Source organism: Caballeronia sp. INML2, from assembly GCF_023631365.1.
Lineage (GTDB): Bacteria > Pseudomonadota > Gammaproteobacteria > Burkholderiales > Burkholderiaceae > Caballeronia > Caballeronia turbans.
In genome coordinates this window covers 47,809-71,522 of the sequence record NZ_JALQDH010000060.1, presented here as the reverse complement: position 1 = coordinate 71,522, position 23,714 = coordinate 47,809, and the positions used below count along the sequence as shown (strand labels likewise).

Genomic DNA, 23,714 nt, shown 5'->3' with positions numbered 1-23,714 from the left:
TCACGTCACGCTTCGCGGCGTGCCGTTGACCTCGACGATCAACACCGGAATCGACTTGGCCGCCGGCACTTTGCTTTCCTTCGCGTGATGCCATAGCGGCAGCAGCGGGTTGCACTCCGGGTAATAACCCGCGATGCATCCCTGCGGTATGTCGTAGGGCTGTATGCGCAAGCCTGCGACGCGTCGCTCGAAACCATCGTCGGAAATCGTGCGCAACGTCACGCGGTCGTCTTTCTTGAGCCCGTGGCGCGTCATGTCGGCCTCGCACATGAAGATCACCATGCGCTCGCCGCGGATGCCGCGAAATCGGTCGTCGAGACTATAGATCGTCGTGTTGAACTGGCTGTCGCTGCGCAGCGTCATGAGACGCAACGATTGCGGCTCGCGCTCGGGCATGTCGGGATCTTCGATAAGAGTCTCGGGCACGAAGAACTCCGCCTTGCCGCTCTTCGTCTTCCACTTGCGTTCGCGCGCCGGCAGATCGCGCGGGAAGCCACCCGGCGTCCACATTCTTTCGTTGAAGTCGTGAAAGGTCTCGGGATAGGTCTTCGCGATCTCGTCGCGCACCAGCGCATAGTCGTTGCGCCACCGGTCCCAGTCCACGGTCGAGCGTGCGCCGAGCGTGTGCTTTGCCAGTTCCGCGACGATATACGGCTCCGAGCGCGCATCGTGCGATGCAGGTTCTGCCACACCGCGCGAGCCATGAATGCAGCCAGTGCTGTCTTCCATCGACACGGCCTGCGCCCCGCTTGCCTGCGTGTCGATTTCGATGCGGCTCAGGCAAGGCAAGATGTACGACTTCTCGCCGTGCACGAGATGACTTCGATTCAGTTTCGTCGCAACATTGACCGTGAGCTTCAGGTTGCGCCAGGCCGGTTCGATCCGCATGCGGTCCGGAACCGAACGCACGAGATTGCCGCCGAGATTGATGATCGCGCTGACTTTGCCGTCGAGCATCGCCTCGAAAGTTTCAACGATGTTCATGCCCTTCTCGCGCGGCGGCTCGAATCCGAACTGGCTTGCGAGCTTGTCGAGCGGCGCGAGTTCTGGCTTCTCGGTAATGCCCACTGTGCGTTGCCCCTGCACGTTCGAATGTCCGCGCACCGGCGACGGCCCCGCGCCCGGCTTGCCGATGTTGCCGCGCAAAAACAGGAGATTGCACAGCATGCGCACGTTCTGCACGCCCTCTCTGTGTTGCGTGATCCCCATGCCGTAGTGCGCCATCACCGCGTTCGCACGCATGTATTCCGCGGCCGCGGCTTCGAGGTCCGCACGCGGCAGTCCCGCCACGCGCTCGATCTCGCTCCACGACGCGGCGCGCACATAGTCCGCGAAGGCTTCGAACCCCACGGTGTGCGTATCGATGAAATCGACATCGAGCACGCGCGGCTCGCCGCGTTCCTTCGCGCGATCGTCGGCATCGATGACGGTCTTGCAGATGCCCAGCAACGCCGCCGTGTCGCCGCCCGTCTTCACCTGATGGTATTGCGTGCTGATCTGCGTATGCGCAGGCGTCATCATCTCGAGCGGCGATTGCGGATTGGCGAACTTCAAAAGGCCCGGCTCGCGCAACGGGTTGAACGTGATGATCGGCACGCCGCGTTTTCTGGCGTCTTGAAGCTGATGCAGCATGCGCGGGCTATTGGTCCCGACGTTCTGCCCGAAAAAGAACATGAGATCGGTCTTCTCGAAGTCGTCGAGCGTAACCGTGCCGACGCCCACGCCAATGGCTTCCTTCAGTCCGACGCTCGTGCTTTCGTGACACATGTTCGAGCTGTCCGGCAGATTGTTGGTGCCGTACATGCGTGCGAAAAGCTGGTACATGTACGACGTTTCCAGCGATGCGCGCCCCGACGCATAGAACGCGACGCCCTTCGGATCGAACGCGCGCAACTCGCGGCCGATATCCTCGAACGCTTCTTCCCAGGTGACGCTCACGTACTTGTCCGTAGTGGCGTAATAGCGCAATGGCGCGGTCAGACGTCCTGCGTCTTCGAGATCGTAGTCATGCCACGCGCACAGCTCCGCGACGGTGTGAAGCTCGAAGAACTGCGGCGTCATGCGCTTCGCCGTGAGATCCCACGCAGTCGCCTTCGCGCCGCTTTCGCAGAACTCGAACGTGTGCGGATCGGCCGGCTTCGCCCATGAGCAGCTCACGCACGCGAAGCCTTCGGGCTTGTTCTGCTTGAGCAGCACAGTGCTGAGTTTGAGCGGCACCTTCTCGTGAATGAGCGCACCCGTGACCGCCCTGAGCGATCCCCATCCGCCCGACGAATACGGGTATGCGCCGTTCTTGCGAGCGGCATTGTCTGATTCGGCCATGTCTTTGCCTCGAGCGTCGTCTTAATGCTTCTATGCGAGGCTCAAGCAAACCGCATTCCCTTTCCGATAGCCTTCGCTTTCGTGGCACAGCGATTGCTCCCTGGTCTGAACGTCCGCCTTCTGTCCAGCGAGCGATCATGCAGAGCGCACTGAGCCCGGCAGGCATTCAGGCCAGCCGTATCCTAGATCTTTGGCATCTGACACTGGCCGTCTGCTGCATCGTTTTCGCAGCGATCCTGCTCGCCTGCCTGATCGCAATGATCCGCGCGCCACGTGCCGATCACGCGACGCCTGCGGACCTGTCCGCCATCGGCCGCCGCGAGCCGCAGGTGCGCTTCTGGGTCGTCGCTTCGACAGCCGTTTCCACATTTCTCCTCTTCGGGCTGGTGCTCGCGGACGTACTTACGGATCGAGCGCTCTCGCGCCTTCCGGTCGACAACGCGCTGCGTATAGAGATGACGGGTTATCAATGGTGGTGGCAGGCGCGCTATCTTCCCGATGGCGAGGCGCCCGGTTTCGTGCTCGCAAACGAGCTGCACGTCCCGGTCGGGCGGCCAGTCGTCGTATCGTTAAAGGCCGCCGATGTCATCCACACGTTCTGGGTGCCGAACCTGCACGGCAAGAGGGACATGATTCCCGGGCGCGATGCGACCATCGAATTCCGCGCCGATAAAGCAGGCGTTTATCGCGGGCAATGCGCCGAGTTCTGCGGCTACGAACACGCGCTGATGGCCTTCTCGATCACAGCCGATCCACCCGCGCAGTACGAAGCATGGGCCGCGCAACAGCGCAAGGCTGCGCAAACGCCTTCGGACGAAATCGCCGTGCGTGGCCGCGACGTGTTCATGAGCCAGGATTGCGCGCGCTGTCACACCGTCCGCGGCAGCGGAGCGCAAGGCACGCTCGGCCCGGATCTTACGCACATCGCGAGCCGCCGGACGCTCGCCGCCGGCACGCTGGCGAACAATCGCGACAACCTGACTGGATGGATAGTCGATCCGCGCGCGCTCAAGCCCGGCACGGTCATGCCGCCCACGCGCCTGCCGCCCGCCGACCTGAATGCGCTGCTCACGTGGATGGAGACGCTCAAATGAGCAACGAGCCGAACGCCCCCAGTCTCGTCGACGGCCCGCACGCATCGCCCGAAGTGCGCGCGGCGCTCGCGGCGACGTGGAGCGACCCGCCCGGGTTCATCGGCATGTTGTGCGCGGTCAATCACAAGACGATCGCAAGGCGCTTCATCGTCACGACATTTGTGTTCTTCCTGCTTGCGGGACTGCTCGCGCTCGTCATGCGCGCGCAGCTCGCGCGTGCCGATCAGCGCCTGATCGGGCCGAATCTCTATAACGAACTCTTCACGATGCACGGCACGACGATGATGTTCCTCTTCGCCGTGCCCGTGATGCAGGCGGTCGCCACATTCCTCGTGCCGCTGATGATCGGCGCGCGCAGCATCGCCTTTCCGCGCGTGAACGCCTATGCCTACTGGGTTTTTCTGTTCGGCGGGCTGCTGCTCTTCGCGTCGCTCGCCGTGAACACCGCGCCGAACGCGGGCTGGTTCAGCTATGTGCCGCTTGCCGGTCCCGATTACTCGCCGAACAAGGGCGCCGATATCTGGGCGCAGATGATCACGTTCACCGAGTTGTCGGGCCTGCTCGAAGCGGTCGTGCTCATCACGACGATCTTCAAGCTGCGCGCGCCCGGCATGTCGCTTAACCGCATGCCGCTGTTCGTGTGGGCCACGCTCGTCACGCAGTTCATGGTCATCTTCGCGATGCCTGCTGTCATGTTGTGCAGCACCGCGCTGATTCTCGACCGCCTCGTCGGCACGCATTTCTATAACCCGGCCAAGGGCGGCGACGTGCTCTTGTGGCAACACCTTTTCTGGTTCTTCGGTCATCCCGAGGTCTATCTGATCTTCATTCCGCCGCTCGGCTTCATCTCGTCGATCATTCCGACTTTCGCGCGCCGCCCGATGTTCGGCTATCCCGCGATGGTGCTGTCACTCATAGCCACTGCGTTTCTTGCGTTCGGACTGTGGGTGCACCACATGTTCGCGACCAACATCCCGGAGCTGGGCAAGAGCTTCTTCACCGCCGCGAGCCTGATGATCGCGATTCCATCGGCCATTCAGATCTTTTGCTGGATCGGCACACTGTGGACAGGAAAGCTCAATCTGCGCGTGCCGTTGCTCTTCGTGCTCGCATTCTTCTTCATCCTCGTGATGGGCGGGATGACCGGCATTATGGTGGCATCCGTGCCGCTCGACCTGCAGGTGCATGACACGTACTTCGTCGTCGCGCATCTGCATTATGTGTTGCTGGGCGGCGCCGTGTTTCCGTTGTTCGGCGCGTTCTATTACTGGTTCCCGAAGTTCGCGGGCCGCATGCTCGGCGAGCGGCTCGGCAAATGGCAGTTCTGGCTGTTCTTCATCGGCTTCAACGTAACGTTCTTTCCGATGCATCTGCTCGGCCTCGAAGGCATGCCGCGGCGCGTGTGGACTTATCCGCACGGGCTCGGCTGGGACGCCATGAACATGACGGCGACCATCGGCGCATATGTGATCGCGTTGAGCGTGCTGCTTTTCATCGTCAATGTCGTGCAGAGCGCGCGCAGTCAAGTGCCGGCGAGGGCCGATCCTTGGGGCGCGGGCACGCTCGAATGGAGCGTGCCGTCTCCGCCGCCGCCCCATAACTTCGATGCGATTCCCGTCGTGCATGGCCGCGATCCGCTGTGGGAGCCTTCCGCGCAACCGAGGTTCGTCGCGGGCCTCGCCGCCGATGCGCGCGAAGTGCTCGTGACGAGCGTGCTCGATGCGCAGCCCGATCATCGGCCGCTGTTTCCGAGGCCGTCGATCTGGCCATTCGTCAGCGCCGTCGCGACGACCGTGCTCTTCATCGGCTCGATCTATACGCCGCGGGCGATCGTGTGGGCGTCGCTGCCGGTCGCGGTCGCCATGATCCTCTGGTTCTGGCCGAGCCGCAGCGAGAACCGCGTGGCGCTCGAGCGGGAGCAAAGTCCATGAATCACACTCGCCCCGACGATATCGACACGAGCGATCTCGTGCTCGACGTGCGTACGCTGCCGACCTTCGCGTTCAGCCATCGCAGCCTGATGTGGTGGAGCACGACGGGCCTGATGCTGATCGAAGGCACGGTCTTCGCGATCGCAGTCATCATGTACTTCTATCTGCGCACGCGCGCCCCGGCCTGGCCAATGGCCGCCGATGCGCCCGGCCTGCTCTGGGGCTCACTCAATACGGCTGTGCTGATCGCGAGCCTGTGGCCGAATCAGCTTGCAAAAAACGCTGCGGAACGTGGCGAGCGCCGCAAGGCTGCGATATGGCTCGTCGTTTGCCTTGTGGCATCGCTCGCGTTTCTCGTGATACGCGGGTTCGAGTTCGCCTCGCTGAACGTGAGCTGGTACGCCAATGCGTATGGCTCCGTCGTCTGGCTGCTGCTCGGGCTGCATACGACGCACCTGATCACCGACACCATCGATACCGCCGTGCTCACCGTGCTGCTTTTCACGGGGCCATTCGAAGGCAAACGTCTCGTCGATGTCAGCGAGAACGCGCTCTATTGGTACTTCGTCGTGTTGACCTGGCTGCCGATCTACGCCGTGATCTATTGGGCCGCTCGCTTATGAAAACCTGGCTTGCGCTGCTCGGCGCGCCTTCGATCGTGCTCGGATGCCTCAGCGTGAACTACGCGCTGGTGACGCCCGCGTGCCGCCTGGGCGGCCATGCCTTGCTCGACGGCGTGAGCGGCGCGAGCCTGCTCGTCTGCGTCGCCGCGACGCTCCTCGCGTGGCAGCGCTGGCGCGACGCGCGGCGCACGCTCGGCCTGCCGACGCCCGATGCCGGCGATCGTCCCGCGCGCGCAGGATTCATCGCGGCGGTGGCGGCGGGCGTGGGCGCGCTGTCGGTCTTGTCCGTGATCGCGATTTCGATACCGCAATGGCTACTGTCCGCCTGTTGAAACGCGCGCTGCCTTGCGCCCTCGCCGCATGCGCCGATGTCCATGCCCATGGCGTGACGACGGACGCTTCGCCGCTCGCGTGGACGTTCGAGCCGTGGGTCGTCGGCGTGCTGGTGCTAAGCGCGGCGCTCTACATCGCCGGATACCTGAGGCTGCGCACGCGAGGCGCGCAAGGTCGCTCGCAACGCACCGGCAGACTCCTTGCGTTTTTAGCGGGCTGGCTCACGCTCGTCGGTGCGCTCGTATCGCCGCTGCATGCGCTGAGCGACTGGCTTTTCTCGGCGCATATGCTTCAGCACGAGCTTCTGATGCTCGTGGCCGCGCCGCTTCTCGTGATCGGCCGGCCGCTCGCGGTGTGGCTTTGGGCTTTTCCTGCGAATGCGCGAACGCGCATCGGCGTGGCGACGCGCTCGCGCTGGATCAGACATCCATGGCGCTTGCTCACGCTGCCCGCCGTCGCCTGGACCCTGCACGCCGCAGCGCTCTGGTGCTGGCATGCGCCGCGCTTTTTCGAAGCGGCGCTCGCGCGCCCCGGCATCCACACGCTTCAGCATGCGAGCTTTCTCGCGAGCGCGCTGCTTTTCTGGTGGTCGGTGTTCGGCCGCGCATCGGAGGCGCATGGCGCGCCCAATGCACACGCGATGCTTTCGCTCTTCACGACGATGGTCCATACCGGCGCGCTCGGCGCACTGCTCACGCTCGCGCCGGGCGTCTGGTATCCGTCGTGCATCGAGACGACGCTCGCGCTCGGCTTCGATCCGCTTCAGGATCAGCAACTCGGCGGCCTCGTGATGTGGGTGCCGGGCGGGCTCGCGTATCTGGTGGGCGCACTGCTCGTCGGCGCCCGCTGGCTCGCGCGGCGGCCGCCACGCATCGGGAGCGGCGCGCGATGACGATGAAATCCATGCGTGCGCTTGCGCACTTCGCCATGCTCGCGCTGCTATCGCCTGTTGCGGTCATGGCAAACGATGCGGCGCCATCGCCCGACTTAATCGCGCGCGGCGCGTATCTCGCGAAAGCGGCCGACTGCGCGGGCTGCCATACTGCGACGCCGGACGGCGCGCCCTATGCGGGCGGGCTCGAAATGACCTCGCCGTTCGGCACTATCGTAAGCAGCAACATCACCCCGGATCGCGAGACGGGCATCGGTGCTTATAGCTATGAGGATTTCGCGAAGGCGCTGCGGGAAGGCGTCGCGCGCGGCGGCAAGGGACTGTATCCCGCGATGCCCTATCCCGCCTTCGTCAAGATCACCGACGCCGACATGCGTGCGCTCTACGCCTACATGATGCACGGCGTGCCGCCCATTAGGTATCGGCCGCCGGAAAGCAAGGTGCCGTTTCCGTTCAATCAGCGCTGGGCGCTGCGCGTGTGGCGGATGGCGTTCGCGCCGAAGGACACGTTCGAGCCGAACGCCGCGCGGGATGCGTCATGGAATCGCGGGGCGTATCTGGTGCAGTCGCTCGGACACTGCGGGTCGTGTCATACGCCGCGCGGTATCGCCTATCAGGAACGGGGCTATGACGAGTCATCGAAGACGTATCTGTCGGGCGGCATCAATGACAACTGGTTTGCGCCGAACCTGCGCGCGGACATGGGCTCGGGGCTCGGGCGCCTGTCCGCGGAGGATATCGCCGCGTTTCTCGGGACCGGCCACGGCGCGGGCATCGTCGCGTATGGAAGCATGGTCCAGACGGTGGAAGACAGCCTGCAATATCTCAGCGATGACGACTTGCGCGCGATCGCCGTCTATCTCAAGAGCCTGCCCGCGACGGGCGCCGCAGATGGCGCATATGATCCCGCGCTCGCAGCGAGGGGCCGTCTCAAGACGCGCGCACCCGATGTCCCGCCCGAGCAAGGCGCCGCAGTATACGCGGGTTTCTGCGCGCAATGCCATCGCGATGACGGCAAAGGCGTCCCGAAAGCGTTCCCTTCGCTCGCGGGCAATCCCTCGGTCCTCAGTGAGGACACGACTTCGCTGATACGGCTCGTCGTCGAAGGCGGTAACAGCCCGGCGACGATCCACGGTCCGCCGCGCCAGCCGATGCCCGCCTTCGCCGGCCGCCTGACCGACGTGCAGATCGCGCAAGTGCTGACCTACGTGCGTGCATCGTGGGGCAACGACGCGCGCCCCGTTACGACGAATGACGTCGCCTCGATGCGCAGCAAGTTGCACAAATAACGCAGGCAATCATCGGGCGGCGTGCCGCGGGAGATCGAGCTTCAACGCGCCGTGCACAGAGGCGCATTGACCTGAATGGGCGGCGCCTTGTCATCGAATGGCGGCTGACGCACGAAGCTTTCGATCACGCCGGGCCTGAAAATCAGGCAGTAAGTAGAGCCGCCATATTGAAAGTAGCCGAGCTCTTCGCCCTTGCGCACACGCTGTCCGGGCAGCGCATCGATCATGCATGACGAGACTTCCGCCATGCCGCCGAAGACGCACGCCACTTCGCCGATGGCCGGATCGTCGCAATCGATGACGATCACCGCACGCGCGGCAACCGCCGTGATATAGCCTTGCGAATCGTTGAGGCTGCTCGGGTCGTAACCTTCGGCATCGGCGTCGGAGTAATACGTGCCATCGACGAGATACGCCTTCACGATCGTTCCGCTCACCGGCGCATGCCAGCGATGATAGAAAAAGGCACTGAGAAAGGCCTGATACACCGTTCCGCCGACGAAGCGACGCGCGAGATCCGCTACATGCCTTGCCGCTGCCGCGCGATTACTTCTGCACGCCCGGTTGCAGCGCCGCTGCATCGCGCCCCGCGCGCGGCGTCATGCGCGCGAAAAACACGACACCCGCAGCCACGACCGACATCACCGCGAGCCCCGTCAAGCCGCCCTGAATCGAACCCGTCTTCTGTTCGAGGAAGCCGAACGTGGCCGGCGCGACGAAGCCGCCGAGATTGCCGATCGAGTTGATCAGCGCGAGCACGGGCGCCGCGATGCGCGCATCGAGATAACCTTGTGGAATCGGCCAGAAGCATGACGATGCAGCCTTGAAACCGATCGCCGCGAAGCAGATCGCGACAAACGAGAAGACCGGACTGCCGAGACCCGCGGCATACATGCCGGCCGCCGCGATCAGCAGTACGCACGCGACCCACGCCTGCTGAAACTCGAAGCGTGCCGCGAGCGCCGCGAACAGATACATCGCGACGATGGAGATAAGCCACGGAATCGAGTTGAAGAGGCCGACCTGGAAATCGTTGAGATGCCCCATCTTGCGGATGATGCTCGGCAGCCAGAACGTCGCGCCGTAGATCGTCAGCGAGACCGAGAAATAGATCAGGCAGAAGATCAGGATCTGCGGATCGCGCAGCAGACTCCACGACGATGGCTTCTTCGTGTGCGCGGCATCGCGACGGCGCTGCTCGTCCTCGATTTCGGCGACGACCGCATCCTGCTCGGCGGGCGTGAGCCATTTCGCGTCGCGCGGCTTCGAATCGAGCCAGAACCATACGAAGCCGGCGAGCACGACCGACGCCATGCCTTCGATGATGAACATCCACTGCCAGCCGCGCAGCCCCACGCCCTCGATCAGCATCAGCCCGCCCGAGATCGGGCCGGAGAATACCGAAGCCAGCGCCGAGCCGCTCAGAAAGACGGCCATCGCCTTGCCGCGTTCATCGCGCGGCAGCCATTGCGTGAAATAGAGCACGACGCCCGGGAAGAAGCCCGCTTCGGCCGCGCCGAGCAGAAGCCGCATCGCATAGAAGGAGGTCTCGCCCTTCACGAAGGCCATGCCCACGGCCGCGAGCCCCCACGTGATCATGATGCGTGTGAGCCACGCCTTCGCGCCGAAGCGCTGCATCAGCATGTTCGACGGCACCTCGAACACCGCGTAGCTCACGAAGAACAAGCCCGCGCCGAGTCCATAGGCCGCCGCGCCGATGCCGAGATCCGCGCTCAGATGCTGGCGCACGAAACCAATGTTCACGCGGTCGATGTAATTGACGATGAACATCACGACGAAAAGCGGCAGCACATGCCACTTGATCTTGCGGACGGCGCTCGACAGCGCGCTGGAACTGCTCATGAAGTTGTCTCCTGGAATGCGCGTGTACTTGTTCTATGACTCAGAAGCGCGGGTTCTTGCCGGTGAAGTCCGGCTGATACTTGCGCATCTGCGAGAGGTCGTCGCGATTGCGCACGCCGCACGTCAGGTATTGCTCGTGCAATGCGGCGAGCTGCTCGCGATCGAGCTCGACACCGAGACCCGGCGTCGTCGGCACGCGCACCGCGCCGTTATCGAATTTGACGCGGCCGCCCTTGATCACTTCTTCCTCCTGCCACGGGTAATGTGTGTCGCACGCATACGTGAGGTTCGGCACGCTCGCCGCGACATGCGTCATCGCCATCAGGCTGATGCCGAGGTGCGAGTTCGAATGCATCGACATGCCGAAGCCCCACAGCCGGGCCATGCGCGCGAGGGTCTGCGTTGCGCGCAGCCCGCCCCAGTAGTGGTGATCGGAGAGCAGCACCTTGATCGAGCCCATGTTGCAGCCGCGACGGAAGTCGTCCATCGTGGTGATGACCATGTTGGTCGCGAGCGGCAGCTTCGTGTGCTTTTGCAGTTCGGCCATGCCTTCGAGGCCGGGGCATGGGTCCTCGTAGTATTCGAGAATCTCGTCGAGCTCGGGCGCGGCCGCGATGCTCGTCTCGAGTGTCCAGTTCGCGTTCGGATCGAGGCGCAGCGGCACGCCGGGAAACGCCTTCGCGAGCGCCTGCATGCAGGCGATTTCATGCGCGGGCTCGAACACGCCGCCCTTTAGCTTGATGCTCTGGAAACCGTACAGGTCGATCATGCGCTGCGCCTGCGCGACGATCTGCTCCGGGCTGATGCCCTCGCCCCACGCGTCGGGTGCATAGGGCTCGCCGATATGTTCCGCGTACTTGAAAAACAGATATGCGCTGTACGGCACGGCGTCGCGGACCTTGCCGCCGAGGAGATCGACGACCGGCGCACCGACGATCTGCCCTTGCAGATCGAGCATCGCCACTTCGAACGTGCTGATGACCTTCGGCGCATTTTTCGCGGCATGCGAGCCGGGGGCGAGTTCGAACTCGACGGCGCCGGGCGTCGCCTTGATCGTCGCGCGCACACGCTCTTCCATCCGGTTCAGGTCGAACGGCGACAGGCCGATCACAAGCTCTCTGGCCTGATCGAGCACGCGCAGCATCGGCTCGTCGCCATACGTTTCGGAGATGCCGACACGCCCGTCGCTCGTCTCCAGCTCGACGATAGCGCGCAACGCCCAAGGCTCATGGATGCCCGCGGCGTTAAGCAACGGGCCGTCGCGAAAGGCGATCGGCGTGATTCGAACCTGGGTGATGGCGATATCGCGGGTCATGTCGGGCATCTTCGAAAGTTGCAGGAGTTCCGGCATCGTAAAGCACTAATACATTAGTGTGTCAGTCGGGTATACGCTCATCGTCCTTTTCGAAGTTGCCCCGCCACATGCCGCCGAGCGCGGCTATAGTACTAATGTTTCAGTCGCGAACCGCTTTCCCTCTGACATGAAAAACGCCGCTTCCGCCACGGTCCATCGCCTCGACCGCTCCCGCCATGCCGCGCCGCAGGTTTTCGAGCGGCTGCGCGAAATGATCCTTTCGCTCGAACTGGAGCCCGGTACGGTGCTGTCGCGCACAGAACTCGCAACGCGCTACGGCCTCAGCCAGACGCCTGTGCGCGATGCGCTGATGAAGCTCGGCGAAGAAGGACTCGTCGACATCTTTCCGCAACACGCGACGGTCGTAAGCCAGATCAGCGTGGCGTCGGCGATGCAGGCGCATTTTCTGCGCCGCTCGATCGAACTCGAAGTCGTGCGCACGCTGGCGCGGGACCACAGGGCGTCGCTGGTCGCGCGGCTGCGCGCGACGATCGCGGAACAGACGGAGTGGCTCGATCCGAAGGACGTCGAGCAGTTTTCAGCGCTCGACCAGGCTTTCCATCGGCAAATGTATGAGGCCGCGGGCGTACCGCAACTCTGGGACCTCGTGCGCAGACTGAGCGGCCATATCGACCGCCTGCGCCGTCTGCATTTGCCGGTCGAGGGCAAGACGATGGCCGTGGTGCGAGATCACACGGAAATCGTCGATGCCATTGAAAAAGGCGATGCCGACGCAGCCGATGCCGCGCTGCGCAGGCATTTATCCGGCACGCTCAGTCAGGTGGACGAGATTCGCACACGCCACCCGACTTTCGTGACCGATCACTGAGCGGGGGCGTCATTCAGACGCCGTGGGCGCGCAGGCGAGCCGAGTACCAGCGCGAAAACTGCTCCACATAGCTCTCCGTGAACGGCGAGAACACAGCGGGCCGATAGGCGGGATCCTGCGTGCCTTCATGCGTGATCTCGACCAGATGCTTGTCCTGCGCGTTGGTCGCGACCCACACTTCCGTCAGATCCTGAATCTGATAATCGACGCCCTCGACCGCATCCGCGTGCACGAGCCATTTCGAGCGCACGAGCGTTTTATCCGGCGCGAGCGGGATGATGTACGAGATGACCGCGTGGTCGCTCATCACGTGCGTCCATGCGTTGTGCGTCCAGAGATGCGTGTCGCCCAGATCGCGCCGCTGCAGATTGCCGAGCAGCTTTTGACTCGCGACCTTCGTGCTGATGGTCTGCGATTCGCCGTGTCCCGCGATGACGAGTTGCTGCGTTCTGAACTGCGTGACGGCATCCTCGTCCAGCCATTCGACGGTCGCGCTCGTGAAGCCGTCGCGCTCCCAGCTTGCCTGACATGCCGCGTTCCGGGCCTTGTAGGCCTCGATTTCCCCGAGCGCTTCCTCCGTGAGATTTTCCGTGCTGAAGCCGAAATCCTCGGGCAGAAACGAAGCGGTCAGTTCCGGATGCGTCGCCGCGCAGTGATAGCACTCGCGGTTGTTCTCGATCACGAGCTTCCAGTTGCCGTTCTCGATGATCTCAGATTCGAACGCGATCTTCGTGTTGCGCAGGTCGAACGGCGCGAACCGCGGCGCCATCGTGTCTTCGAGCTTCGCGATGTCCGTCGGCGGTTCGTCGGCAAGGCACACGAAGATATGCGTGCCGACGATGCGCGTATGCACCGGCAGCAGGCTGCGGCACTTCGGATCGAAATCTCGGCCCATGTGCGCGGCGTGGCGCAGGCTGCCGTCGAGATCGTAGGTCCACTGGTGATACGGGCACACCAGCATGCCGACCGTCGATTTCCCGGCCTCCTTCAGGCGCGCGCCGCGATGACGGCAGACGTTGCGATAAGTGCGGATGTTCTCCTCGTCGTCGCGAACGATGATGATCGAAGCCCGGCCGATATCCACCGTGGAGACATCACCCGGTTCCGGCACGTCCGCCGTCACGCCGACCAGAATCCAGTGCTTATGGAAAAAGACCTCGACATCCTTCTCGAACACGTCCTGCCGCCCGAACAGCTCGCCGGGCAATCCGTGGCCGGGCTCGCGGCTGCGGATCAGTTCGCCAAGAGTCTTGCATTGCACTTCGGACATCGTCGCTCTCCATCGTTCAGGGATCGGGACTTCGAGTGGTCCCGCGATAACCCGAGTATTGGATCGCTGAAAAATAGCGTCAATACGCTTTATTTTCCGTGACAGATGACTTTGGGTTATGCGTGCGCATCGCCGCGCAGCCACTTGATCAGAGCGTCGATAGCGGGCGTGATGGCGCGGCCGTGCGGCACCACGGCGAAGTAGCAATCGTCCGGCTTGAACGACGCCACTTGCAGCCTGACCAGTTCGCCGCTTTCGAGGAAATCGTGAACGAGCCGGCCCCATCCGAGCGCGACGCCCTGGCCGTAACGCGCGGCCTGGATCGCGTCCGTGTAGAGGCTGCAACGCAGCGCGAAATTCAGGCGCATCGGCCTGAAGCCGACCGCGTGAAACCATTCTTCCCAGCCCATCCAGCCTTCCGAAGTCGAATCCGATTCGACGAGCACGGTGCCCGCGAGCGCTTCCAGCGACATCGGCTCTGCCTGCGCCTCGAGCCATGATGGCGAACAGACCGGAAATACCTCCTCGTCGAAGAGCAGCGTCGCCGTGCCGTCCGGCCAGACGCCGTTGCCGAAGCGCACCGCGACATCGATCTCCTTGTGCCGCAGATCCGCCGTGAACATTTGCGTGGACAGGCGCAGTTGCAGATCGGGCTGCGCGGCCTTGAGCGACGCGAGCCGCGGCAAGAGACGGAAGTGCGAGAACGCGGAAGTAGCGGCCAGCACGAGCTCCTGCTGCACGGGGCCGCGCGCGATGCGGTCGAACACGCTCGCGATCTTCTGCATGGATTCGGCGACGACGCGATACAGCGCCTCGCCTTCGCCGGTCAGTTCGATCGCGCGATGCAGGCGGCGAAACAGCCGCGTGCCCAGGGTTTCTTCGAGGAACCGCACCTGCCGGCTCACGGCGGCCTGCGTGACGCCCAGTTCGTGCGCCGCGAGTGTGAAGCTGCCGAGCCGCGCGACAGCTTCGAACTCGACCAGCGCAGTCACCGACGGAATGAGCCGCCGATACCCTTTCGTTTTTTCGGTTGCAGGTTTCATGCGTCGCTCAGAGAACGGCCTTCGATTCGGCCGCGGGCCATTGCTGCATCATCGTGCCGATTTCCTCGTCGAGCCATTCGCGAAACTGCATGTATTCCGGGCGCGATTTCGCGTTGCGATGCGTGATCAGATAGTGATGACGGTCATGGAACACGAGCGCGTCGTCGACGGGACGGACCAGCTTCTTTTGTTCGACCTGACGATGCACGAGATGATGCCAGCCGAGCAACGTCCCTTCGCCTGCTTCGGCCTGCGCGACGAGCAGCCGATAGTCGTTGCTTTCGAAATTGTCGTGCTGATCGAGGCGTTCGGAACCGTCGCCTTGCTGATACCAGTTCTTCCACACGCGCCAGTCGACGTGCTCGCACACTTGCGCGCGACCGAGCAGCGAAAGGCTCAGCGTGGGATGCGCGAGCAGATCGAGCGGCTTGAGCGTGCGCCCACGGAAATAGCGCTCATGAAAAGGCGCGCTGCACACCGGATACACGATGTCGTGAAAGAGCGGTTCGACTTCATACTCCGCCTCGCGCGGCGGATTCTTCGTGATGATGACATCGGGCTGCATGAGCTCGTCGAGCTCCATGAAGTGCTCGGTCACCATCACATGCAGGCGGATGTCCGGAAAGCGCTGGCGAAACGCGGGCAGCCTGAACGAAAGCCAGAGCGCCGAAAAGGTATGAGAGATGCAGAGCGTCAACGCGTGGCGATCGACGCGCCGCACCGCCTGCGCCGCCTCCGCGATGTTCATGATCGAGAGATACGACGCGTTGTAGAGAATGCGGCCCGCGTCGGTCAGCGCGATGTGCCGGCCAGTGCGCTCGAAAAGCGCCACTTCGAGCGTGTCTTCGAGTTCCTTGATCTGCCGGCTTACCGCCGCCTGCGTGACGCACAGCACTTCCGCGGCTTGCGTGAAGCTTTCGTAGCGCGCCGCGGTGACGAAACACCGGAGCGCGCGCAGCGACGGCATCTGGGCGAGTAGCCGGTCCGCGAACTGCTGTTTCTTCTGCATGTGAATCACCTTCGAGGGGCGCGATGATCGCCTGACTTCGTTATCCACGCCCTTTCACGCGGCGCATGATGTTGTCGAGCGCCTCCGCATAATGCGCGTACGTGCCCCGCTCCGACAACTCACGGTTGAACTGCTCGTTGAGGCCGCCGGGCGTGCTCGCGTGCCCGATCATCGCGGAGAAAGGCTCGGTGCCAGAGGTCGCTTCATGTGCAAGCCCCACATGATAGCCCGACAAAAACGAACGGGCCGACGCATACGGCACGCCTTGCGCCACGAGCCACGACGCCTGTTCCTCGAGCAGCGCGAAGAAGGCGGCCATCGTCGCGGTCGCGGCGGACAGGGCATCGAACTGATGCTCGTCGTCGACTTCGACCGCTTCGCCGAGCGGCGCGAACAGCGTCCGTGCGATGTCGTCGTGCGGGCAGATCGCCGTGCTGCCCTTGCCCGCCGCTACGGCGGGCAGCGGCACCGCGCGCACGATTCTCGCCGAACGGCGCACCAAAGCCCGGATCTGATCGAGGGATTTCCCCGCGATAAAGCTGATGACGTGATGCCGCGCATCGAATGTAAGCTCGCTCAAAACGTCCTGTGCGATCTGCGGCACGACCGCAAGACAGACGACGTCCGACGTATCGAGCACGCGCTGATTGCTTTCGCAGACTTCGATACGCGCGTCGAGCGCGGCCAAGCGCGCCGCAGTTTTCGCATTGCGTGGCGACAGCGCCACGCGCTCGAAAGAAACGCCGAAGCGGATCATGCCGGTCACGACCGCCGCCGTGATCGTGCCGGTGCCGATGAAGCCAATGCGCATGTTGCCTCGTCCGATGATCAGTCGAGCTTCAGCCAGGTCGTCTTCAGCTCGCAATATTGGTCGTGCGCGTAGACCGACTTGTCGCGTCCGCCGAAACCGGACTGCTTGAAGCCGCCGAAGGGTGTCGAGAGATCGCCCTCGCCGAAGCAGTTCACGGTCACGGTGCCCGCGCGGATGCGCGCCGCGACTTTATGCGCCTGGTTCACGTTGTCGGTCCATAGCGATGCCGCGAGTCCGTAGCACGTATCGTTCGCGATGCGCACGGCCTCGTCGACGTCAGCATATTCGATAAAGCAGACGACCGGGCCGAAGACCTCGTCGCGCGCGATGCTCATTTCCGGCGTGACGTTGTCGAAGATCGTCGGCTCGACGAACCAGCCGCCCGTTTCAATCAGCGTCGCGTTTCCGCCGCTCGCGACACGCGCACCCTCGGCCTTCGCCTTCTCGATGTGGCCAAGCACCTTGCGATAATGCGCCTCCTCGATGAGCGAGCCGAGCTTGACATCGGGATCGAGCGGATCGCCGGTTTTCCAGCCTTCGAGCACGGCCTGCACCTTTTGCAGCAGTTCGGCCTTCTGGCTCGTGTGAACAAGAATGCGCGAGCCCGCGCTGCAGTTCTCGCCCATGTTCCAGAACGCGGCGGCGACAGCCTGCTCCGCGACGGCATCGAGATTCGCGACGTCGGGCAATACGACTTGCGGATTCTTTCCGCCGCATTCGAGCACGACGCGCTTCAGGTTCGTATCGGCGGAATAGCGCAGGAAGCGCTTGCCCGTTTCGGTCGAGCCCGTGAAGGCGATGAGATCGACATCCGCGTGCGTGCCGAGCGCCTGACCCGCGCTTTCGCCGAAGCCCGTCACGACGCTGAACACGCCGGGCGGCACGCCCGCTTCCAGTGCGAGATCGGCGATGCGCAGCGTCGAGAGCGAGGTCTGCTCCGCAGGCTTCACGATGACGCTGTTGCCCACGGACAGCGCCGGCCCGATCTTCCACGCCAGCATCAGCGCCGGAAAATTCCACGGCAGCACTGCGCCGACGACACCGATCGGCTCACGCGTGATCATGCTCACGACGTTCGGACCGGACGGCGACAGCGCGTCGTAACGCTTGTCCGTCACCTCGGCATGCCAGCGGATGCACGCCGCCGACTCGGGAATGTCGAGCCCCATGCATTCGCTGATCGGCTTGCCGGCTTCGAGCGCTTCGAGGAGCGCGAGCTCTTCGGCGTTTTCATCGATCAGTTGCGCAAGGCGCCGCAGGACCGCCTTTCTCTGCGATGGCGCGGCCTTCGACCACACGCCCGATTCGAACGCCTCACGCGCCGCGACGACCGCGCGGTCGATGTCCTTGGCGTCGCACTTCGCGACCTCCGCGAGCACCTTGCCGGTCGAAGGATTCAGCGTGCCGAACGTTTCATTCGATGCGGCATTGCAGCGTGCTCCCGCGATGAATGCGCGGCCGTCGAGCGACAGGTGTTCCGCCTGACGTTTCCATTCCTGATACGTCGTCATGTCATGTCCTCAGAGATTCAAAGCTCGGCGCCCGCCGAGAATTCCTTCATCCAGATCGCCGCCGATACCGCGACGTCCGCGATCGGCCGCATCGGCAGCGAACGCGGATGCGGCTGTTTCAGCAGTTGATCGATCAGTTCGTTCGATTGCCCGAGCGCGTGTTCGGCGATGAGCTTGCCCGCCGCCGATCCGCGACTCAGGCCGAGCCCGTTGCAGCCGACGGCCTCGTACACGCCGTCGTCGCGTTGCCCGAATAGCGCGCCGTTATTTGCCGAAAGGCACAACGCGCCGCCCCATGTGTATTGCAGCTCGACGTCCGCGAGCATCGGAAAGCGCCGGTCGAACGAGCGTTGATGCAGATGTTTCGCTTTCGCGAGGTCGCCTTCCGACACCGAAAGATTGGGCCGGAACGCGAAATGGTTGCGCACGCAAATACGGTTCGTGGCGAGACGGCGCACGGTGGTGCCCATCGGATCGGCCGGAATGAGCGCCCAGGAATTCGTGCCGCCGAGTTTTGCGATCTCGTCGTCGGTCATGACACGCGACATCGACGCGAACGTATAGACCGGCAGCAAGCCGTTCGGATGGCCGCCAAAGGTGGCTGCATACGCATTGGTGCACAGCACGACGCGCTTCGCCTCGATACTGCCGTTCGCGAAGCTCAGCAGCTTCGTCTGGCCGCGCGTATCCATGCCCTTTACCGCGCTCATTTCGAACACGGTTACGTTCGACGGTTGCGTCGCAGCGAGGCCGCGCATAAGCGCCGCCGGCTGAACCGTGCTGCATCCCGGCGTGAAGAGCGCGCTCTGATAGAAGCGCGTGCCCGTCACGCCGGCGATCGCGGCCTCGTCGAGCCACTCGCATGGCTCGTCGATACGCGCGAGCCCATCCGCGAAATGAGTCAGCGCCGCATGGCCCTTCTTGTTCACCGAGGCGTGATACTTTCCGTCGTCGCGCCAGTCGCAATCGATACCGTTCGCCTTGACCGTGCTGCGCACATAGCCGATGCCATGCCGTTGCAGGCGCACGTCCGCCTTGTCGGCCTCGACACTGCGCGAATAACTCTCGCTGCTGATGTCATGCGGCAAATCGACGAAAAAGCCGGAATTGCGCCCCGCTGTCGAACGCCCGATGCGATCAGCCTCCACGAGCGCGATCGAGGCATCCGGTGCAAGTTCGGCAAGCCGGCGCGCCGCACACAAACCGGTGATACCCCCGCCGACCACGACGAAGTCGAAGCGCGCTTCGCCCGTCACACTTCTGGCGGGCGCGACGGGTGGCAGGCTCTCCCACCAGCCGTTCACGCCGTCAGGCGCGGGAAACCGCATGAAGTCCAGTTTCGAGGCCATTCACGTTACTGAGCGTTGCGCAGCAAGGGTTGAACGATCTTGGCGAAGGCACTGCGCTCTTCGTCGTTGAGCGTGCCGAGCGGCGCACGTGCGTTGCCGACGCGCGTGCCCGCGAGTTCGCATCCGTAACGCACATACTGGATGAATTTCCCGCTGCGCTCGAGCAGTTCGAGCACGGGGAGCAATTGCGCCATCAGCTTGCGGCCAGCATTGAAATCACCGCGCTTCACGCATGCTTCGAGCAACTCGCCATGCGCTTCAGGCAGAAAGTTCGATGCCCCCGCGACCCAGCTTCGCGCGCCCCATGCGAAGAACTCGAGCGCCTGATCGTCCATGCCGCAACTGAGAACGAAGCGCTCGGGCAGATGCGTGGCGAGATGATGCAGATGCGCAATATCGCCCGTGCTCTCCTTCATCGCCGCGAAGTTGGGGCGCGCGAGCAGCTTGTCGAGGACTTCATCGCCGATAGCCGTGCCGGTGCGTGCCGGGAAGTTGTAGAGCATGATCGGCATGTCGAGCGCGTCATCGACCTTCAGCAGATGATCGAGCAACTCTTCCTGCGTCGGCTGCACGTAATACGGCGCTGCGATGAGCAACGCGTCATAGCCCGCGCGTTTCGCCTCCTGTCCGATACGCAGGACTTCTTTCGTCGTGGTCGCGTTGATGCCCGCCGTGAGATACGTCTTTCCGCCGACGGTGGAGGCCACCGTATCGAACGTCTTTACGCGCTCGTCGAAGCTGAGCGCGTAGTACTCGCCGGTAGTGCCGCCGACGCCCATGCCCGATACGCGGCCCACGAGACTGGCGGCGTGCTGACCGAGCATTTCATGATCGATTTCGCCGTCGTCCTTGAACGGGGTGACGAGCGGAGTGTGTACGCCTTCGAAGCTCATGTTTGTCTCTCGATGAATGGAGGGTGTGTGCTCATGCGCGGTGCGCGTCAGGCGTCACTGCGCGAGCCACGCCTTTACCTTGTCCGGATGCGCGTCGACGAACTTCTTCGCGGCGGTTGCGTAATCGTTGGTCGAATTGCCTTCGAACTCGATCGCCTCGACATCCGCGAGCGTCAGCTTGTAGTGTTTGAAGAATACATCCGCGCGTGGAAACTTGGTCGCGAACTGCTTCGATGCGAAGGCGTGAATCTGTTCCTCGCCGCCGAGCGTGCCCTTCGGGTCCTTCAGATAGCGCATCTGCCACTTCTGAAACAGCCAGTGCGGGCTCCATACGGTCGCGACGATCCATTGCTTCGATCCATACGCACGCTGCACCGATGCGAGCATGCCCGCCTCGCTCGACGATTGCAGCTTGTAGCCGGACAGGTCATAAGCCTTGATTGTCCGCTCCGACGCCTGCATGAGACCGCCGCCCGGTTCGATGCCCTGGATCACGCCGTTGAGTTGCTTCTGCACCTCGGGCTTCTTCAGGTCTTCGATCGACGAAAGCTGCGACTCGGGCACATACGCTGGCACCGCCCAGCCGTTCTTGCCGCCCGTGTAAATGATGCCGACATCATCGAGCGTGTCCTTGTAGCGCGCCACATACTGACCGTGCGTCACCGGCAGCCATCCGCCGACCATGATGTCGAGATCGCCGCGCGACACGCCCTGATACTGGATGCCGATATCCGCCTGGACGAACTGCACCGGCTGCTGGAGCTTCGTTTCGAGCACGTACTTCGCGACATTCGCGACCGCGAGCACATCGGCCCAGTTCGTGACGGCGATCTTGATCGGCTCGGCCGAGATCGCCGGGCTCGAGCCGGCCCCGAACGCCACGATGGCCGGCGTCACGATCTTGACGATGAGGGATTTGATGAAGCTGTTTTTCATTTCGGACTCCGTAACTGACAATGCAGTATTAATGTGTAGTCGACGCTGTGATGCTCAGGTCTGAGCGGTGCTTCCGGCCGCGGCGGGCTTGGCCGGCGTGGAGATGACTTTCTTCTTCGACTTCTTCGACTTCACGCCGAAACTCTCCGTCAAACGATCCAGAATGATTGCGAGCAGAACTACGCCGAGCCCGCCTTCGAAGCCGATGCCGATATCGAGCCGCTGAATCCCGCTCAGGACGTATTCGCCGAGGCCGCCCGCGCCGATCATCGAAGCGACCACCACCATCGACAACGCCATCATGATCGTCTGGTTCACGCCCGCCATGATCGAAGGCAATGCATTCGGCAACTGGATCTTCCAAAGCAGTTGCGCATCCGTGCTGCCGAAGGACCGGCCCGCTTCGAGCAGTTCCTCCCGCACCTGGCGAATGCCGAGCGTGGTCAGACGCACGACCGGCGGCATTGCGAACACGATCGTCGCGATCACCGCGGGCACGCGCCCGAGACCGAACAGAATGACCGCGGGAATCAGATAGACGAACGCGGGCATCGTCTGCATGAAATCGAGCAAGGAACGCAGCACGACTTCCACACGTCTGTTGCGTGCGCCCCAGATGCCGAGCGGCACGCCGATCACGAGGCTGAAGAACGTCGCCGCGATGACGAGCGCGAGCGTCGAAACCGTCTGCGCCCAGAGGCCCATGTAATTGATCACGTAGAGCGCCGCGCCGACGAACACCGCGAATACGACACCCCTTCTCCACAGCGCAAGTCCCATGAGAATCACGAGCATCGCGATGAACGGCACCGCGCCCAGGCCATCTTCGAGCAGCTTGATGACCGCGCCGAGCGCGGCCGAGAACGCGTCGAAGCCGCCGCGAAAGTGCGAGAAGAGAAAGTTGACTGCGTCGTCGGCGAACTTTCCAAAGATCGAGGAATTCATGCTGCCCTCCGCTCCATGACCTGCTTGAGAATCGTGCGGCACGACACCACGCCCGCGAGTCTGCCCTGTTCATCGGTGACCGGCACGTCGTGCTCCTGACCGAGCGCGATGGTCGCGAGTTGATGCAAATCGGCTGTCAGCGGGACCGCCGCGACGTCGCGGAGCAAGGCGTCGGCGATGGGCCGTTTGCCGCTCTTGTGCAGCGATGCAGGCGTCACGCAGCCCTGATAGCGCCCCGCCTCGTCGCAGACGTATCCGCACTCGGCGCCGCTGTCGATCAGGCTGTTCAGATAGCGCTCCGACGGCGCGCTCGTGCTGCACGCGATGAGACCGCGTTCGACCTTCGTCATCAGACTCGATGCTTCGAGGAAGCGCGATACATCGACATTGCGGAAGAAGTCGCGCACGTAATCGTCGGCGGGCGACTGGATGAGCTCGGCCGGCGTGCCAACCTGAATCAGGCGCCCGTCCTTCATGATGCCGATGCGCCCGCCGATCTTCACCGCTTCTTCGATATCGTGCGAGATGAAGACAATCGTGCGCTGTTCTTCCTTTTGCAAGCGCAGCAGTTCGTTCTGCATTTCGAAGCGGATGAGCGGATCGAGCGCAGAGAATGCCTCGTCCATCAACAGTACCGAAGGGTTCACCGCGAGCGCGCGAGCAAGGCCGACGCGCTGCTGCATGCCGCCGGACAGTTCGCTCGGCAACAGCTTTTCGTAGGAAGCGAGGCCGACGCGCGTCAGTGCCGCGCGTGCGATGTCATAACGATCCGCCTTCTTCCTGCCCGCGACTTCGAGGCCGTAGGCAATGTTGTCGATGACGGAGCGATTCGGCAGCAGCGCGAAAGACTGGAACACCATCGCCATTTTTTCGCGGCGCACGGCGCGCAGTTCGGGCGTGCTCATCGGCGCGATGTCGCGGCCTTCGAGGATCACTTGTCCCGACGTCGGCTCGATCAGGCGGTTGAGCAGACGCACGAGCGTCGACTTGCCCGAGCCCGACAAGCCCATGATGACAAAGATCTCGCCCGCGTTGACGGCGAGGCTGACATCATCGACGGCGACCATGTTGCCTGTTTGCGCGAAGATTTCGTTGCGGCCGAGGCCTTGCTTCAACAGCGCCTGAGCGCGCTCCGGCTTCGCGCCGAAGATCTTCGAAAGATTCTTGACCGTGAGGATCTCGGTCTGGGATGCCGCAACCGTTCGGGCCGGCGAAGCGATTCCCGGCTGCGAGGAAATCGGATTCGTGACGTCGTTCGGTGCGAGCGTCAGGTTGGGAATCATCGGGTCATTCCACCTAGCAAGTTCGAAAAAGGGATATGTCGCTGCCGGAACTTCCCGGCGTTCTTTGCGTTGAATGAAGCGTACATGGCCAATTTCGATCACCCACCGACATTTTGTGAGCACTTTCCGATACT

General features: G+C 63.2%; 20 protein-coding genes and 1 pseudogene. 7 read left to right on the top strand and 14 right to left on the bottom strand.

What is annotated here, in order from left to right; genetic code table 11:
• Positions 1-2,322 carry an FdhF/YdeP family oxidoreductase gene (locus NCT32_RS21690; RefSeq protein WP_250490520.1) on the bottom strand — a complete coding sequence of 774 codons (2,322 nt, stop codon included), beginning with the start codon at positions 2,320-2,322 and terminating at the stop codon, positions 1-3.
• A gap of 137 nt (positions 2,323-2,459) precedes the next feature.
• Between NCT32_RS21690 and NCT32_RS21685 the strand changes: the two genes are divergently transcribed.
• From NCT32_RS21685 to NCT32_RS21660, 6 genes are read left to right on the top strand one after another with little or no spacing between them, the layout of a single operon-like run.
• Positions 2,460-3,416, top strand: coding sequence for a cytochrome c oxidase subunit II (locus NCT32_RS21685; protein ID WP_061117052.1), 957 nt, complete (start codon positions 2,460-2,462; stop codon positions 3,414-3,416).
• Positions 3,413-5,347, top strand: coding sequence for a cytochrome c oxidase subunit I (gene ctaD / locus NCT32_RS21680; protein ID WP_250490519.1), 1,935 nt, complete (start codon positions 3,413-3,415; stop codon positions 5,345-5,347). The genes NCT32_RS21685 and ctaD overlap by 4 nt, the downstream gene beginning before the upstream one ends.
• On the top strand, positions 5,344-5,970 hold the full coding sequence (locus tag NCT32_RS21675) for a cytochrome c oxidase subunit 3 (protein ID WP_061117054.1): 627 nt from the start codon (positions 5,344-5,346) through the stop codon (positions 5,968-5,970). Before ctaD ends, NCT32_RS21675 begins: the two co-directional genes overlap by 4 nt.
• Positions 5,967-6,302, top strand: a complete 336-nt coding sequence (locus NCT32_RS21670) for a hypothetical protein (RefSeq protein WP_061117055.1) — start codon at positions 5,967-5,969, stop codon at positions 6,300-6,302. The genes NCT32_RS21675 and NCT32_RS21670 overlap by 4 nt, the downstream gene beginning before the upstream one ends.
• Complete coding sequence (locus NCT32_RS21665) at positions 6,281-7,195, top strand: cytochrome c oxidase assembly protein (RefSeq protein WP_061117056.1); 915 nt, start codon at positions 6,281-6,283, stop codon at positions 7,193-7,195. Before NCT32_RS21670 ends, NCT32_RS21665 begins: the two co-directional genes overlap by 22 nt.
• Entirely contained in the window at positions 7,192-8,484 is a 1,293-nt protein-coding gene (locus NCT32_RS21660; protein WP_086960849.1) for a cytochrome c, read from the top strand. The genes NCT32_RS21665 and NCT32_RS21660 overlap by 4 nt, the downstream gene beginning before the upstream one ends.
• Positions 8,485-8,525: 41 nt before the next feature.
• Here the strand turns inward: NCT32_RS21660 and NCT32_RS21655 are convergent.
• The 3 genes and pseudogenes from NCT32_RS21655 to NCT32_RS21645 form a co-directional block, all read right to left on the bottom strand.
• Positions 8,526-9,002, bottom strand: a pseudogene (locus NCT32_RS21655) (phosphatidylserine decarboxylase); the annotation flags it as partial.
• A 28-nt stretch (positions 9,003-9,030) separates the two neighbouring features.
• Positions 9,031-10,347, bottom strand: a complete 1,317-nt coding sequence (locus NCT32_RS21650; protein ID WP_250490518.1) for an MFS transporter — start codon at positions 10,345-10,347, stop codon at positions 9,031-9,033.
• A gap of 40 nt (positions 10,348-10,387) precedes the next feature.
• The gene (locus tag NCT32_RS21645; protein WP_250477673.1) at positions 10,388-11,662 is read right to left on the bottom strand and encodes a glucarate dehydratase family protein; all 1,275 of its coding nucleotides are present in this window, start codon (positions 11,660-11,662) and stop codon (positions 10,388-10,390) included.
• A gap of 166 nt (positions 11,663-11,828) precedes the next feature.
• On the opposite strand from NCT32_RS21645, the gene NCT32_RS21640 reads away from it, so the two are divergent.
• The gene (locus NCT32_RS21640; protein WP_061117058.1) at positions 11,829-12,530 is read left to right on the top strand and encodes a GntR family transcriptional regulator; all 702 of its coding nucleotides are present in this window, start codon (positions 11,829-11,831) and stop codon (positions 12,528-12,530) included.
• A 13-nt stretch (positions 12,531-12,543) separates the two neighbouring features.
• Here the strand turns inward: NCT32_RS21640 and NCT32_RS21635 are convergent, their stop codons facing one another.
• The 10 genes from NCT32_RS21635 to NCT32_RS21590 form a co-directional block, all read right to left on the bottom strand.
• Positions 12,544-13,800: an SRPBCC family protein gene (locus NCT32_RS21635; protein WP_061117059.1), complete on the bottom strand. Its 1,257-nt coding sequence runs from the start codon at positions 13,798-13,800 to the stop codon at positions 12,544-12,546.
• Positions 13,801-13,916: 116 nt separating this feature from the next.
• A complete protein-coding gene (locus NCT32_RS21630) occupies positions 13,917-14,843 on the bottom strand; it encodes a LysR substrate-binding domain-containing protein (RefSeq protein WP_061117060.1) in 927 nt (308 codons plus the stop codon).
• 7 nt (positions 14,844-14,850) lie between these two features.
• Positions 14,851-15,852 carry a LysR family transcriptional regulator gene (locus tag NCT32_RS21625; protein WP_061117061.1) on the bottom strand — a complete coding sequence of 334 codons (1,002 nt, stop codon included), beginning with the start codon at positions 15,850-15,852 and terminating at the stop codon, positions 14,851-14,853.
• 40 nt (positions 15,853-15,892) lie between these two features.
• The gene (locus NCT32_RS21620) at positions 15,893-16,663 is read right to left on the bottom strand and encodes a pyrroline-5-carboxylate reductase (protein ID WP_061117062.1); all 771 of its coding nucleotides are present in this window, start codon (positions 16,661-16,663) and stop codon (positions 15,893-15,895) included.
• Positions 16,664-16,680: 17 nt separating this feature from the next.
• Positions 16,681-18,174 carry an aldehyde dehydrogenase gene (locus NCT32_RS21615; protein WP_061117063.1) on the bottom strand — a complete coding sequence of 498 codons (1,494 nt, stop codon included), beginning with the start codon at positions 18,172-18,174 and terminating at the stop codon, positions 16,681-16,683.
• Positions 18,175-18,191: 17 nt separating this feature from the next.
• Positions 18,192-19,523, bottom strand: coding sequence for an FAD-binding oxidoreductase (locus NCT32_RS21610; protein WP_061117064.1), 1,332 nt, complete (start codon positions 19,521-19,523; stop codon positions 18,192-18,194).
• A 5-nt stretch (positions 19,524-19,528) separates the two neighbouring features.
• Positions 19,529-20,416 (bottom strand): dihydrodipicolinate synthase family protein, encoded by an 888-nt coding sequence (locus NCT32_RS21605; protein ID WP_061117065.1) that lies wholly within the window; start codon positions 20,414-20,416, stop codon positions 19,529-19,531.
• 54 nt (positions 20,417-20,470) lie between these two features.
• Complete coding sequence (locus NCT32_RS21600) at positions 20,471-21,352, bottom strand: glycine betaine ABC transporter substrate-binding protein (RefSeq protein ID WP_061117066.1); 882 nt, start codon at positions 21,350-21,352, stop codon at positions 20,471-20,473.
• 54 nt (positions 21,353-21,406) lie between these two features.
• The gene (locus NCT32_RS21595) at positions 21,407-22,297 is read right to left on the bottom strand and encodes a proline/glycine betaine ABC transporter permease (protein WP_061117067.1); all 891 of its coding nucleotides are present in this window, start codon (positions 22,295-22,297) and stop codon (positions 21,407-21,409) included.
• Positions 22,294-23,580 (bottom strand): glycine betaine/L-proline ABC transporter ATP-binding protein, encoded by a 1,287-nt coding sequence (locus NCT32_RS21590; RefSeq protein ID WP_061117267.1) that lies wholly within the window; start codon positions 23,578-23,580, stop codon positions 22,294-22,296. The genes NCT32_RS21595 and NCT32_RS21590 overlap by 4 nt, the downstream gene beginning before the upstream one ends.
• Positions 23,581-23,714: the final 134 nt, after the last annotated feature.